Below are 13,214 nucleotides of genomic sequence, written 5' to 3' on the forward strand. Positions count from 1 at the left end.
ATGACTGCCACGTACCCACAGTCAACCTGTCGCGCGATCGACCTAGGAGCCTGACGACTCGGCCCCCGGGGCGGCGGCCGCGCCCTCGTGTGCATCACCGGATCCCGCCCGGGAGCCGCGGCTCGGCCCGCGAGAGCTCCCGCTGAGCCAGAAATCAACCACATCCATGAATATCGACCGCAAGGCCCTGTGGGCCGTGCGTCAGTCCGCCCTGCCCATGGTCGTGCGACCCTGCCTGAACTGCTCGGGGACGCGTCACCATCCGTCGGGCAAGATCCGCGTCAACGCGAACGGCAAGCTCCTCGACGTCTGGTTGCTCCTGCACTGCGCGGTGTGCGCCCGAACCTCGAAAGTGCCCGTCCACGAACGCGTCCACGTGTCGTCGCTGGAACCCGCCCGCCGGGTGGCGTACGAGACCAACGACCCGGCCGCGGTACGGGAGCTCGCGATGAACGCGTCGCTCGCCGCGAGAAACGGATACCGCCTCGACTGGACCGGTACGTGGGAACTGGAGACCGACACGCCCTTCTCCGCACTCCACGACCCGACCCCGCTCAAGGTGGTGATCAGCTTCGAGCTGCCTGCGCCGGTCCGCGTCGAACGACTGCTGATGCTCGGGCTCGGTCTCAGTCGTACTCAGGTACGGCGCATGGTCGCGGACGGGAGAGTCCACCTGCCACTGGCTCCAGGCGCCAAGACTCATCAGGACTTCGAGCTCACCATTGACCGCCCCTGAGGCCCACAGTTTCGGTGTTGAGCTGTTCCACGACGGCCTGCCCCGCGGCACGGTGCTCGGCGGCCCCAGCCGGATCCGTCTCGTCGAGCACGATCGCGATGCCTTCGTGGGCCAGCGCTTCCGCGTACCGGTTGCCCAGCTCGGGGGCCAGCTCCAGTGCCTGTCGGTGCAGCCGTAGTGCCTCTTCGGGCAGGCCCGCCAGTCGGCAGGTCTCGGCGTAGGCGTTGAGAAAATGGATCTTCCAGTGTTCCTCGAACAACTCGTCCAGCAGCGCGAACGCCTCGCGGTGGCTGGCGAGTGCTTCCTCGTACCGGCCCATCTGCCGCAGCGCGACACCCAGGCAGTTGAGGCACCACGCCTGGTTGTGCAGATGCCCGTCGTCGCGGGACAGCGTCAGCGCCCGGTGCAGGTGTTCCGCCGCCTCGTCGGGATTCTCGTGGGCGATGGCAACGCCGAGCGTGATCCGGGCCGTCAGAGCGGGCGGCCACGCGGGGTCGGTGTGCGGGATGCCCAGCACCTCGCCGGCCCGCCGAGCCGCCTCCTCACGGTGTCCCAGCTGTAGCATCGCCCAGGCCTCCGAGGCGGCCGCGTGGGCGGCCTCCGTCGGGCAACCGGCCTTCTCGTACAGCTTGGCTGCCAGCCGGAAGAGTTCGAGCGGCTCCTCGACGTGCCCCGCGTCCCAGCTCAGATAGCCGCGTCGTACGGCCAGTTCGGCCTCCGCCCGCTCGTTCCCCGTCTGGGCCACCCGGAGTCCGGCCGCCTCGTACGCCGACGCGGCCTCCGCCATCCGGCCCGCGTTGTACCGAGCGAAGCCCAGATCGCTGTGCGCCTCGGCCAGTTGCAGTGGATCGCCCAGGCGCTCGGCGGCGGCGAGCGACCGCTCGAAGAGGACGTTGAGATGGGTCGTGCCGCAGCGTCGCGCGAAGTACGTCCGCAAGAAGCGCGGCAGCTCGCACACGTGCACGTCGGCCCCGACGGCGGCTGCCGTCTCGAACGCGGCCATCAGGTTGCCGTACTCCGTCACGAGCCAGGCGAAGGCCGCGTTCTTGTCCGTGAAGCGCGGCAACTCGGCCGGGGGCCGGCCCGCGGAGACCGTGCGGCCGGGCGACAGGAACGGCATCGCGGCATCGGCGGCGGCCGCCGCGTGCACGTAGTAGTCGAGCACCCGGCCCAACGCCCGTTCCCGCTCGGCCGCCGAGTCCTGTTCGGCCGAGGCCCGGCGCGCGTGCTGGTGCACCAGGTCGTGCAGCCGGTAGCGGCCCGCCGTCGGCTGCTGGACGAGGTGTGCGTCCAGCAGGTCCTCCAGCATGGCCCGGGCGCTGCGCAGCGGCACGCCCGCCAGCGCCGCCGCCACGTACTCGTCGAAGGACTCGCCGGGGATCAGGCCCAGCATCCGGAAGAGACGAGCCTGGGACCGGTTGAGCTGCCGTACCGACATGGCGAGCGCGGTGTCGAACTCGCTCGCGCCCTCGGCCATCCGCTCGACGAGGATGCCCACGGTCCAGCCCGGCCGGTGCCGCAGCCGTGCCGCGGCCAGCCGTAGGGCCAGCGGCAGATGCCCGCACAGCCGCAGGACCTCGGCGGCGGACTCCGGATCGCGGGCCAGCCTGCCCTCGGGGCCGCCCGGATCGCCGCTGGCGCGAACCAGCAGCTGCGCGCTTTCCTGCGGGGTCAGCACGTCGAGCGAGACCGGGGGCACCTCGTCCAGGCCGAGGAGCCGGTTTCGGCTGGTGATGACGGCGACGGAGTCGCCGGCGCCGGGCAGCAGCGGGCGGACCTGATCGGCGTCCGCGGCGTTGTCGAGGACCACGACGACCCGCCGACGGGCCAGTTCCGACCGCCAGCAGGCGGCCAGTTGCTCGATGCCCTCCTGCGGGACTCTTTCTGACGGGACGTCGAGTGCGCCGAGCAGCATCCGCAGCGCGGCGTCGGGGTCGAGCGGGGGCCGGCCCTCGGTGAACCCGTGCAGATCCACATAGAGCTGGGCGTCCGGGAAGTCGGCGGTGAGCCGGTGTGCGGCGTGCACCGCCAGACAGGTCTTGCCGACGCCCGCCATGCCGTCGACGGAGACCGCCCGATGGCTCTCGATCGCGGCGAACACGGCGGCGAGCCGCTCCTCGCGTCCGGTGAAGTCCGGTACGTCGCGCGGCAGATCGTTGCGGGGCACTGTCCGGACCTGGCGGCTGCTTTTCGGGGGCGCCGGCAAGGGGTTCGAGGTCCGCTCCCACAGCGGACGCAGCGGGCGGGGGTCGCGCTTGACGAGGCGGCAGAGGGCGACGACCGCGGGCCAGGGCGGCACGGTCTGCCCGTTGAGGTAGCGGGACAGGGACGAGGAGCTGAGACCGGCGTCCCGCGCCAGAGCCCGCACGCCGAGCCCGGACAGTTCCTGGAGCAGGCGCAGCCGGGCCGCCAACTCGTCCTGCGGATCGGCCTTCGCCGTTCCTTCCTGCGCGTCCACCGCTGTCCCCCCGCCTTTCCGTCCCGTCGCGGCAGAAGTTTTGCCAGCCAACTCGCCGCTGGTCAAGGCCGTTTCAGCTGTCCCACGGTGTCCCACCGCCGTGGTCGCCGCAGACGGGCTCGGCTGTCATGGAGTCACGCCCCGGGGGAACGGGGCACCGACCCTGAAGAGGAGCAGACCGAGATGCGGTCCCGTATGCAGAACCCCGCCGTCGTACTGTCCGGTGCGATGCAGCCCATCCAGGAGATCCTCAAGGCCGCGCACTCCGGTGGAGTGGACGGGCAGACGCTGGAGCTGGTCCATCTGCGTGTCAGCCAGATCAACGGCTGCAGCGCCTGCGTCGACGGCGGCGCCAGGACGGCCCGCAAGGCCGGAGTGAGCGACGAGCGGCTGGCCACGGTCGCCGCATGGCGGGAGGCCCCGTACTTCACCGAGGAGGAGCGGGCGGCCCTCGCGCTGGCCGAGGCCGCGACCCGGCTGGCCGACCGTCCCGACCCGGTGAGCGACGAGGTCTGGGACACGGCCGCCACCTACTTCGACGAGAAGCAGCTGGCCGCGATCGTCCTGATGATCGGCGTCACCAACCTGTTCAACCGGCTCAACGCCACGACCCGTCAGATCGCCGGCGCGTGGGGCTGACCCGGGCCGCGGTCGCGGCACCTCTCCGGCATCGAGATGTACCCGTTCAATCCGCTCGACGTGAGGAAACCGCTGTGAAGGACGTACAGAAGACCACCAGGAACACGGCCACGAAGAGCACCGCCGTCGCTGCCGACAGGCCGTCCGAGCGGTTCACGGACGAGGAGCGGGCCGCGATGAAGGAGCGGGCCAAGGAGCTGAAGGCATCCGCGCGCCGCGGATCGCGTGCGGACAAGGCGGCCGAGGAGGAGGCCGCGGTGCTCGCGAAGATCGCCGAGATGCAGGACTCGGACCGGGCCATGGCCGAACGGATCCACGCCGTCGTCAAGGCGAGCGCGCCGGAACTCGCGCCGAAGCTCTGGTACGGGATGCCCGCGTACGCCAAGGACGGCAAGGTCGTCTGCTTCTTCCAGAGCGCTGAGAAGTTCAACGCGAGGTACGCGACGTTCGGCTTCAGCGACAAGGCGAACCTCGACGAAGGCGCCATGTGGCCGGCCTCCTACGCCCTGAAGGACCTGACCGCCGCGGACGAGGCGAGGATCGGCGAGCTCGTGAAGAAGGCGGTGAACTGAGGCGGTACAACCGTTCCGCGCACTCGCCTGTCTGATCGGCAACGGGTGGGCTATTTCGAGGGGCCCGCATCCGTGACCGGTGGCCGGGAACGGTTGGTCTGGTGGCGTTCGCATGGAAAGCGCGGCTCGCCCGGGCTGTGGCCCGGGTGGCCGTCAGCGAGTATGTACGCCCGATGCGCCGGCTGCTTCTGCCTGAACCGGAGGCGGAGATGCCTACTTGGTGCTCTACCCGGCCGAGCCGACCACCTGATGGCAGCCCTCGACCTGACGACTGAGAGCGACCGAGCCCGGCTGAACCTTTGCGCACCTCCAGCCGGAGGCTACCGTCCCGAACTGCGGAGGCGCTCCCGGGCCTCACGCCGAAACGTCTCGATAAGTGCCCCCACGGCAATCAGAACGATCGCTCCGGGTACCAGAGCCCACACTCCCTGCCGTGCCCCGACGAATGCAGCCACCACAGCTGCGGTGATCGATGCGGCGAGAAGAGCCGTCTTGTCTCCCGGACCGCCTTGCGAGGCCACGGTCATTCGCTGCGCCACGACGCGACGCGCCTGCAACGCGGCCGAGCGCTCCCAAAGATCACGGCGCGCCTCACCGCTGTAGCGCGACAAGATCTCATCGGCGTACTCCGGATTGGAAAGCAGCACCTCAAGCAGTTCCCGTTCGTCGTCTGGACGCGGTTGTCCACGCCTCACCCTGCCTACCATCTAACCCCTCCAGCTATTGAATGGGCGAGTGCTAAGGATGCTCAATCGAGGCCCCCAATAGGTTCGCCAGGACCCGCAGGAGGTTCTGGTGGGAGGCATCCAGACTGCCGGCTTTCGGAGCATCGACGATGAGCACCCCTTTGGGTGTGCCGGCCACCTTGACCGAAACCGCAGCGAGCGTTTGGTACCCACTTCCAGGCGTGGGCTTGATATCGGGGTCGTCCTTGAGGTTCGTGGGTGGATACTCACCGCCGACCTTTACGAGGTCGATCAGGGCTACATTCCCCGGCTTGCTCGGGTCGTAATCAAATTCGTCCCGCGGCGGATTGGGGCGACCCCGGTAGTCCACTCTCTTGAGCTTATTTGATGCGGCATCCAGTTCGTAGTAGACGCATCGCGAGTCGGCACCGATGCCCATGACCGCGGCCTCCAGCGTGGAGGTGAGTATCTGACCCTTCGCACGGTTCTTGTCGGCATCGTGCGCCCGTACGCCTGCGTCGATCAATTCACCCATGTGCCTGGATACGGGATTCAGGCCGGTTTGAAGTGCTCGGGTGAGCTGAGCGGTGGCATCTTCGGCCACCCGGACGGCAATCCTCCTGGATCGCTCGGAAATGAGCTGCAGAATAGCGGCACCTGCGGTAAAGGTGACACCGACGCCGATGTAGAACGATTGATCGGAATTGGATTTGGAGTTTCCGGCCAACGTGCCGTAGTAATAGGCGCCCGTGGCGAAGGCTACGGTGAAGAGAGATAACAGTCCACGAAGCGCCTTGCCCCACCAACCGTTGTTCATACGCCCCCCGATATTGATCGTGCAGCCCGTCGACCCAGACTGGCCCAACCTCAGACACGCCGTGATTCGTTGCGTCCTGTTGTTACCCAACGGTGACGGTACGTGAAACGGCGCGGACCCCGCGCCCTGGAAGGGAGCCGATGCGTTACGGTGCCGCATCGTGAGTACGGACATCCATGGCGGCATCGAGTTTCGTCACCCCGGCGTCGGCACCGACTACTACGAGGGCGAGCCGTGGGTGGCCGCCATGGACCTCTGGCCGCTGTATGACGAGACCGACTACGCGGCCTTCGGCTGTCTCTTCGGAGTGCGCAACTACGCGGGATGCCAACCGCTGGCACCGGACCGTGGCCTTCCCGTCGATCTGTCGAGCGGCATGCGTGCGAATTTGGGGTCCTGGGTCGCGGCGGGCAGCCTGTACGGCGCGAGTTGGGTCAGCTGGGCGGAGCTCGCTTCGATGGATCCCGCGACCGTGCCCGATCGGTTCATCGGCCGGCTGACCTGGCGCACGACATCGCTGCCATCGACACCGCATCAACAGCTCGTGTCCGATTCCTGGCCGTCGGAGACTCTGTCCGCGGTGGGCGTGCCGCCCGCGGACTTGCACGGCGCGACGGAACGCGTGGAGTGGACCACCGGCGAAGTGATGTGCACGTACGAACCGCTGACCGTCGGCGCTGTCCTGGGACCTGAAACGCACTGGCCGCATGTCTTCGCCGTGATGAACGCGCTGGCAGGCCGCTTCGGTGATGACGGCGTGCGCCTGGTCGTGGCGTTCGACTGACCCCACAGGGCCTCTCATTCGTCTACACGCCGATCGCACCAATGATCTTTGTCGTGGAGCCGGTCCGAAGCCGCGTCTCCGCACCCGCTGGACGCCCAACTGCAGCCTGCTGATGGAGGATTGACGAGCCGTTCGCGCGACTGCTTCACTGATGCCGCTGTGGCTGAGCCACTCACCCACTGATCCGCCGCTGATCTGAGTTGTCACGTGCAAGACACTGCATCCCCAGTGAAGGGAATCACGATGCGTAGAGCACGCAGGAGACGCAACGCACTGATCGGCGTGATGCTGTCCGCCGTCGTCATCGGAACCGCCCAACCCACCGTCGCCTCCGCAGCGGCAGAGCGCGGGCCCCGACCCGCAGCCGCCCCGCAGTCCTCGGTCCATGGCGTCGAGGAGGCGATCGCACGTTCGCTCGCGTCCTCGCTGTCGCACTCCGCATGGCGCGCACAGGTGCGTTCGGCCGCCCTGCGCACGGACGAGGTGGACCTCCAGGCGCTGACCGACCACGCCGCCAACCCCGCTGGAGCGCGGCTGCGATCGTCGGCGTCCGGCGCGAACCGGCAGGTCGCCGGCCTCAAGGGGCTTCCATCGTCGATCGGTTCGCTGCTTCGCATACGCCTGGGTGCGCCCTCCATGCGCGCACGTCTGAGCGCCGACGTTACCCCCTGGGTCGCCGTCGCCGACTCCGACGACCACGACAGAGTGATCACGGCCTACGACAGCCTGGGCCGTCGTCATTCCGTGGACGCGACACACGTACCCGAATTCCCCCTGTACGTGGTGGACATCGACGCCGCCAAGGCCCACCGGGCCGGGCTGCGGGTGCTCTCGAAGGCCCTCGCCGCCAACGGCCTCAGCGCGCCGCAGGCCGGGCGCGCGAACGCGGCCGCAGCGGCGGGCTGGTGGGCCACCAAGGTCACCGCGGTCGAGGTGAACGACGATCAGGAGCCCTGGTTCAAGGGTGCAGCTGAGATGTTCTCGCTCGTGACCGGCTTCGGCCAGGACGGCAAGGCGCGCGTCGACTCGGTCGACATGCCGTACCTGGACTACGACGGCAAGGTGTATTACCCGAACCAGATCCTGGTCAACTGGTCGAACTACAAGTACAACCTGGCGGACGTCGTCATGATGGAGGACGACGACGGCACCAACTACAAGTCACTCGCCCAGGCCCTCACCACGGCCCTGCTCACCATCACCGACCAGGGCACCTACATCCCGCTGGTGAACGCGGTACTGGCGGCGATGCCCGACTCCTGGTTCACCGACGACCCCGACTATGTGGAGTCGTGGTACACCCTGTCCAGGAACTCCTCCGGTCGTCTATACGGGGCTGCCGGCAACGGCTGGATGACCGTCGAGCCCTACTTCGTCGAACAGTTCTGAGCCGCCGCCGGTCGCCGCCCACGACACTGCCAGGGCCGCGACCGGCTTGCCGGCCTTCACCGTGAGCACTACGAGCACTACGAGCATTGCGAGAAAAGAGCTTCGCCGTCGATTCCCACTCCGGGCATGATTCCCACCGTGCATGAGGACCGGGACCATCGCGGACGGGCGCGATACAGACTTACGGACACCGAGAACGGACACATCTGGGGCGTGTGCTCAGAAGCGGACGGACTGTTCGGGTCCCCGCGGCGGGGGACGTACGAACTGTTCGGCTGGGTTCCGGAACCGGAACCGGAAGAGGCCGAGGTGCGTGGCTGGGTCGGCAGCCGGGTGTGGCTGGTGCCGGAGGACGGCGAATCCGAGCCCTGGCTCCTTGAAGACGCGCAGAGCCTGGGGCGTCACCCCGGCACGGACGGCCTCGTCCTGACCGGTCTCGACGACTACGAAGGCCCGCCCGAGGGCCACCGGGGCATGGTCCGGGTGCACGACGAGTACCGGTGGCTGGGCTCGTGCCGGGAGTTCGCCCGGGTCCTGCCGCCCGAGCGGGACGCGCCCCCGCTCGTCCTGCGGGGGCTCGCACCAGATGAACGGCTGCGACAGGCACTGTCGAAGGGCACCCGGCGGGCGTTGGACCTGGAGCAGGCAGCGCTGGAGATATGGGACGACCAGGGTGAGCCGCTCATCGAAATGCTGCTGTGGACCAGAGTCAGTGCCTGGCGTCCCTCGGCCTACGGGACGGATCCTGGGGCGTGTCCAGGGACGCACCTCATCGACCTGGAGCTGGACGGAAAGCTCTTCACGCCCGTCCCGGAATATGTACGGCCCCTGTGGGAACGGTGGTTCTCCGGGCCGCCGGACGCCCCCGGCGCCTGGGCCGGCCTCGACACCCGGCGGCGCGGTGCATGGCTCGACCTCGTCCGGGACAGGGCCTGCCGGCGCGCGCACCGCGACCGGCCGTCCGGCCACCCCTACGAACTCGACGGCCGGCACATCACCGATGTCCCCGGCCTCTACCTGGCACTCGGTGAGGCGGTGAACGGCCCGGGTGGCTACTTCGGCGGCTGTCCGGCCGCTGTCGACGACTGTCTGCGTGGCACCTTCGGCTACACCGCCCCCGGGGCCCTGCTCTGGCGTGACGCCGCGATCGCGCGCAAGCACCTCTCCCGAATCCTGACGCCGGACGGCCGGCCCTACGACCTGTTCACCGAGACCCTCGATGCGCTGACCCGAGGCGGCATTGACGTCACCCTGAGGTGATATGCGCACGACACACGGTTACTGCGTGGTGAAGTCGCACCGGTGGTCCAGGTACAACCGGTGGCGTGTGCCGGCCGAGTCCGGCCGGTTGGCGGGGGAGTGCCAGCCGGTTGGCGGGTCGGTTCCGGACACCCGCCGGATGTTGCGCCGGGCGCCTTCCACCCGAACCTGGAGCTCATGAGTGGTCGGCTCTGGGACACGCACTGATCGTCCTGGAGCGGCCGTGCCGGGCCAAGGAGGAGGTCCGTCCTATGACGATCCGCCTGACGTTTCTGTGTGCGCCCGGCGGTGACGCCACCCTGGATGCACTTCTCGGTGACGCTCCCCTGAACGAGCGTGGCCTGCGTGAGGCAGGCGCCGCCCGAGCAGCACTCCCGCCGCACGGGCCGGTCCTGCGAGGGCCCTCGCTGCGGTGCCTGCAGACCGCCGACGCCCTCGGCCTGACGGCAGCGTCCGAGCCGGCACTGCGCGACGTCGACCTCGGCGAGTGGGGCGGCCGTACCGTCGACGACATCGCCGTGACCGACCCGCACGGTTTGACCGCCTGGTTCACGGACCCGGATGCCGCACCACACGGCGGTGAGTCCGTACGACAGCTCTGTCGCCGTACGGCGAACTGGCTGAGCGGCCTGGCACCGGGCACGGACCGTGCAGTGGCCGTCACCGAAGCAGCCGTAGTACGGGCCGCCCTCATCCATGCCCTGGCCATACCGGCGCGAGCCTTCTGGTATCTCGCTGTGCCGCCCCTGTCCGCGATCTCCCTCACGCGGCGAGGCGGCTGCTGGGACGTCCGTCTCGACTGCCTCAGCGCGCGAGTGGGCAGGCGATGGGTGCTCTCGCAATCGGGGACTCCGCCGCACCCCGTCGGTGAACTGCTGTCGCCCACCCACCTGGTCGGCGTGAATCGATCGGGATACGTTCGCGAAACGCTCTTCGTCAGCTGTGGGTAGGCCGGGGTTGCCGACGTACAGAAGACGCGCCGTACGCTGACCCCGCGCTGTCGGCGGACGGAAGAAGCCTCGCCGGGCGGGCGCTGACTGCGGGCGAGGGAGGCGCGCATGGGCGGGGCGACACCCCCGGGGACTGTCCTGGTCGTGGACGACGACGCCGCCATCCGGCGGTCGCTGGAGCGCGGGCTGAGGCTGAGCGGCTTTGCCGTGCGCACCGCACCCGACGGGCTCGGCGCGCTCGCCGCCGTCGCGGACGGACAGCCCGACGTGCTGGTCCTCGACGTGTCGATGCCCGGCATGAGCGGCATCGAGGTGTGCGCGCGGCTGCGTGCCGACGGCCGGGATCTGCCGGTGCTCATGCTCTCCGCGCTCGACGAGACCGCCGACCGGATAGCCGGGCTGCAGGCCGGGGGCGACGACTACCTGGTCAAGCCGTTCGCCCTGCAGGAACTGGTACTGCGGCTGCGTGCGCTGCTGCGCCGACGCCCGCCCGCCGTCCCGGAACAGGTGTTGCGGGTGGCGGACCTGCTGATCGACCCAGCCGCCCGCACCGTACGGCGGGGCGGACGGCCGCTGGACCTCACACGGCGCGAGTTCGAGCTGCTGGAGGTGCTGGCCCGCAACGCCGGGCTCGTCCTCACCCGTGACCAGCTGCTGGAGCGGGTGTGGGGCTACGACTTCGACGTGCGCAGCGATGCCGTCGACACCTTCGTCAGCTATCTGCGGCGCAAGCTGGAGGCCGACGGCGCACCGCGGCTGATCCAGACCGTGCGCGGGGTCGGCTTCGTGCTGCGGGAGGAGTCGTGAGGCTGTCGGCCCGGATCGGCCTCGCGGTCGGCTGCACGGTGCCGCTGCTGGTGCTGGCCTCCGGGTGGCTGCTGCTCCAGCTCGTCGCCCGCGATCTGCACCGCGCCGAGGACGATCATCTACGGGAACGGGCGGCGGCCGTGGTGCCCGACGCCAAGGCGTTGCTGCGGGCCGGGGCGGCCGACCGGCTCAGGGCGGCGGACACCCGTGAACGTGCCCTCTACAGCGCGGCGCTCGACGTGGGTGTGCGGGTGGTGGGACCGGACGGCACCTTCAGCGGCGGACCGCAGCCCGGTCCCGGCGTACGGCTGCCCGCGCGCGCCGGCACACCGGTCACCGTGCGCGCCGACGGCGACAGCTGGCGGGTGCTGGCCCGCCGGGTACGTACGCCGCTCGCCTCCGGCACGCTGTGGGTGTTCGCACCGGACACCGCCGACCGGGGCCAGCAGCGACTGGTCCGGCGCCGGGTGCTGGTCACCACCCTGCTCGCGGCACCCCTGTCCGGCCTGCTGGCGTGGGGCGTGTCCGCGAGTGCCGCCGCGCCGCTGCGGAGGCTGACCCGCAGCACCGCGGGACTGGACCCGCGTACCGACCTTGCCCGCCCGCCACTGGAGCGGTCCGGAGTCACCGAGGTCGACGAACTGGCCGCCACCGTGCGTACCGTGCTGTCCCGTTACGACGAGCAGGCCGCCCGAACCGGCGAGGCGCTGGACACGGCCCGCTCCTTCTCGTCGGCCGCCGCCCACGAACTGCGCACTCCGCTGATGAGCATGGGCACCAACCTGGACATCCTGGCCGACCACCCCGAGTTGCCCGAGGCGGATCGCACGGAAGTCGTCGCGGACCTGCGCCGTGAGCACGGCCGCCTGCTGGGCCTGCTGGTGATGTTGCGCGACCTCGGACGCGGGGACCTGGTGGAGGCGGAGGCGTTCCGCACCGCCGACCTGACGGAGATCGCGGAGGCGGCCGTCGCCGACGCCGGGCGCCGCGTACCCGGCGCGCGGATCGAGCTGGACGCACCGGCGGGCATCACCGTGCGCGGCTGGGAACCCGGACTGCGGCTGCTGCTGGACAACCTGCTGGCCAACGCCGTGGCACACGGAGCCGACGCACGAGGGCGGGTGAGCGTGACGGTCGGCATGCGGCGTGCGGGGGAGTGGATCGTGCTCACGGTGGACGACGGCGGTCCCGGGGTGCCGGAGCCGGACCGGGAGCGGATCTTCGAACGGTTCCGGCGCGGCCCGGCCAGCGCCGGTTCCGGGCTCGGCCTCACGCTGGTGGCCCAGCAGACCGCGCTGCACCGGGGCAGCGTCACCGTCAGCGACGCACCGGGCGGAACGGGGGCCCGCTTCGAGGTGCGGCTGCCGGCCGCTGCGGGTGAACTGCCCGACCGCCGTGACTGGTTGATCGGAACAGTCGGGACATACCGGTCACAGAGTTTCCCCAAAGAGCGCTCCTAGCCTGCCGCGGGACGGGCGGCCGAGCGGTCCGTCCGGGAACGGAGGCATGTGATGGACATCCGGCGAAGGCGCCGCACCCTGCTGGCAGGACTGGCCACGGCCGCGCTCCTCGCGACCGGCACCGGCGCGGCCGCGGCCGACAGCTCCCCCGCACCGGCACCGACCGGCGACGGGGCGAAGGCACTGTGCAAGCGGGTGCCGAAGATCGACCGGCGGATCGAGCGGGCGCTGAAGCGGCTGGACGCCGGGGCCGGTACCCGGGGTTCGGTGGCGCGGCTGGAGCGACGCGTGGACAACGCCAAGAAGGCGGGCCACACGGAGATAGCCACGTTTCTCGAGGACCGGCTGAAGACCCGTAAGGCGCTGGTGCCGACGCTCAAGCAGCGGCAGAAGGACCTCGCCGACGTCAGGACGTGGTGCCAGGACAACAACGGCGGCAGGGCAGCGAGTTGACGCGCGCAAAGGACTCCGCGGTACTGATCGCCCTCCTGGCGGCCCTGGCCGTCGGCTGCTCCGGCCACGACGGGGCAGGGCCGAAGGCACCCACGGCCACGCCGTCGGGCTACTCGCAGATGCGGCAGAAGGTCGACGCGGCCGAGTCTGCCGCCGCCGCGGCCGACCGGGACGCGGCCTCGGACACGGACCACTGAACCGAG

Annotated in this window: 14 protein-coding genes; 11 read left to right on the forward strand and 3 right to left on the reverse strand. The window is 70.0% G+C overall.

Going from position 1 to position 13,214, the window contains the following annotated elements:
• The first annotated feature begins 166 nt into the window (after window positions 1–166).
• Window positions 167–736, forward strand: coding sequence for a DUF1062 domain-containing protein (locus AB0I54_RS29425; protein ID WP_363299208.1), 570 nt, complete (start codon window positions 167–169; stop codon window positions 734–736).
• Here AB0I54_RS29425 and AB0I54_RS29430 read toward each other — a convergent pair.
• On the reverse strand, window positions 717–3,194 hold the full coding sequence (locus AB0I54_RS29430; protein ID WP_363299209.1) for a helix-turn-helix domain-containing protein: 2,478 nt from the start codon (window positions 3,192–3,194) through the stop codon (window positions 717–719). The genes AB0I54_RS29425 and AB0I54_RS29430 overlap by 20 nt on opposite strands.
• 183 nt (window positions 3,195–3,377) lie before the next feature.
• Between AB0I54_RS29430 and AB0I54_RS29435 the strand changes: the two genes are divergently transcribed.
• Together AB0I54_RS29435 and AB0I54_RS29440 are read left to right on the forward strand one after the other, a co-directional pair.
• On the forward strand, window positions 3,378–3,833 hold the full coding sequence (locus AB0I54_RS29435; RefSeq protein ID WP_363299210.1) for a carboxymuconolactone decarboxylase family protein: 456 nt from the start codon (window positions 3,378–3,380) through the stop codon (window positions 3,831–3,833).
• Window positions 3,834–4,009: 176 nt separating this feature from the next.
• The gene (locus tag AB0I54_RS29440) at window positions 4,010–4,405 is read left to right on the forward strand and encodes a DUF1801 domain-containing protein (RefSeq protein WP_363299335.1); all 396 of its coding nucleotides are present in this window, start codon (window positions 4,010–4,012) and stop codon (window positions 4,403–4,405) included.
• A 320-nt stretch (window positions 4,406–4,725) separates the two neighbouring features.
• Here AB0I54_RS29440 and AB0I54_RS29445 read toward each other — a convergent pair whose 3' ends face one another.
• Window positions 4,726–5,052, reverse strand: coding sequence for a hypothetical protein (locus tag AB0I54_RS29445; RefSeq protein WP_363299211.1), 327 nt, complete (start codon window positions 5,050–5,052; stop codon window positions 4,726–4,728).
• 91 nt (window positions 5,053–5,143) lie between these two features.
• Entirely contained in the window at window positions 5,144–5,908 is a 765-nt protein-coding gene (locus tag AB0I54_RS29450) for a GAF domain-containing protein (RefSeq protein WP_363299212.1), read from the reverse strand.
• Window positions 5,909–6,068: 160 nt separating this feature from the next.
• Between AB0I54_RS29450 and AB0I54_RS29455 the strand changes: the two genes are divergently transcribed.
• From AB0I54_RS29455 to AB0I54_RS29490, 8 genes are all read left to right on the forward strand, one after another.
• Window positions 6,069–6,692, forward strand: coding sequence for a hypothetical protein (locus AB0I54_RS29455; protein WP_363299214.1), 624 nt, complete (start codon window positions 6,069–6,071; stop codon window positions 6,690–6,692).
• Window positions 6,693–6,935: 243 nt separating this feature from the next.
• On the forward strand, window positions 6,936–8,081 hold the full coding sequence (locus AB0I54_RS29460; protein WP_363299215.1) for a DUF3103 family protein: 1,146 nt from the start codon (window positions 6,936–6,938) through the stop codon (window positions 8,079–8,081).
• Window positions 8,082–8,207: 126 nt separating this feature from the next.
• The gene (locus AB0I54_RS29465; RefSeq protein ID WP_363299217.1) at window positions 8,208–9,341 is read left to right on the forward strand and encodes a hypothetical protein; all 1,134 of its coding nucleotides are present in this window, start codon (window positions 8,208–8,210) and stop codon (window positions 9,339–9,341) included.
• Window positions 9,342–9,592: 251 nt separating this feature from the next.
• The gene (locus AB0I54_RS29470; protein ID WP_363299218.1) at window positions 9,593–10,291 is read left to right on the forward strand and encodes a histidine phosphatase family protein; all 699 of its coding nucleotides are present in this window, start codon (window positions 9,593–9,595) and stop codon (window positions 10,289–10,291) included.
• A 108-nt stretch (window positions 10,292–10,399) separates the two neighbouring features.
• Complete coding sequence (locus tag AB0I54_RS29475) at window positions 10,400–11,098, forward strand: response regulator transcription factor (RefSeq protein WP_363299219.1); 699 nt, start codon at window positions 10,400–10,402, stop codon at window positions 11,096–11,098.
• Window positions 11,095–12,558 (forward strand): HAMP domain-containing sensor histidine kinase, encoded by a 1,464-nt coding sequence (locus tag AB0I54_RS29480; RefSeq protein ID WP_363299220.1) that lies wholly within the window; start codon window positions 11,095–11,097, stop codon window positions 12,556–12,558. Before AB0I54_RS29475 ends, AB0I54_RS29480 begins: the two co-directional genes overlap by 4 nt.
• A gap of 51 nt (window positions 12,559–12,609) precedes the next feature.
• Complete coding sequence (locus tag AB0I54_RS29485; protein ID WP_363299221.1) at window positions 12,610–13,011, forward strand: hypothetical protein; 402 nt, start codon at window positions 12,610–12,612, stop codon at window positions 13,009–13,011.
• On the forward strand, window positions 13,008–13,208 hold the full coding sequence (locus tag AB0I54_RS29490) for a hypothetical protein (RefSeq protein WP_363299222.1): 201 nt from the start codon (window positions 13,008–13,010) through the stop codon (window positions 13,206–13,208). The genes AB0I54_RS29485 and AB0I54_RS29490 overlap by 4 nt, the downstream gene beginning before the upstream one ends.
• Window positions 13,209–13,214: the final 6 nt, after the last annotated feature.

This window comes from Streptomyces sp. NPDC050625 (assembly GCF_040654755.1).
Taxonomy (GTDB): domain Bacteria; phylum Actinomycetota; class Actinomycetes; order Streptomycetales; family Streptomycetaceae; genus Streptomyces.

Excerpts from the sequence above, each read along its gene's own strand:
- AB0I54_RS29485 (WP_363299221.1), top strand. The coding sequence starts at position 12,610 with ATGGACATCCGGCGAAGGCGCCGCACCCTGCTGGCAGGACTGGCCACG.
- AB0I54_RS29460 (WP_363299215.1), top strand. The coding sequence starts at position 6,936 with ATGCGTAGAGCACGCAGGAGACGCAACGCACTGATCGGCGTGATGCTG.
- AB0I54_RS29425 (WP_363299208.1), top strand. The coding sequence starts at position 167 with ATGAATATCGACCGCAAGGCCCTGTGGGCCGTGCGTCAGTCCGCCCTG.
- AB0I54_RS29440 (WP_363299335.1), top strand. The coding sequence starts at position 4,010 with ATGAAGGAGCGGGCCAAGGAGCTGAAGGCATCCGCGCGCCGCGGATCG.
- AB0I54_RS29465 (WP_363299217.1), top strand. The coding sequence starts at position 8,208 with ATGATTCCCACCGTGCATGAGGACCGGGACCATCGCGGACGGGCGCGA.
- AB0I54_RS29470 (WP_363299218.1), top strand. The coding sequence starts at position 9,593 with ATGACGATCCGCCTGACGTTTCTGTGTGCGCCCGGCGGTGACGCCACC.
- AB0I54_RS29475 (WP_363299219.1), top strand. The coding sequence starts at position 10,400 with ATGGGCGGGGCGACACCCCCGGGGACTGTCCTGGTCGTGGACGACGAC.
- AB0I54_RS29450 (WP_363299212.1), bottom strand. The coding sequence starts at position 5,908 with ATGAACAACGGTTGGTGGGGCAAGGCGCTTCGTGGACTGTTATCTCTC.
- AB0I54_RS29435 (WP_363299210.1), top strand. The coding sequence starts at position 3,378 with ATGCGGTCCCGTATGCAGAACCCCGCCGTCGTACTGTCCGGTGCGATG.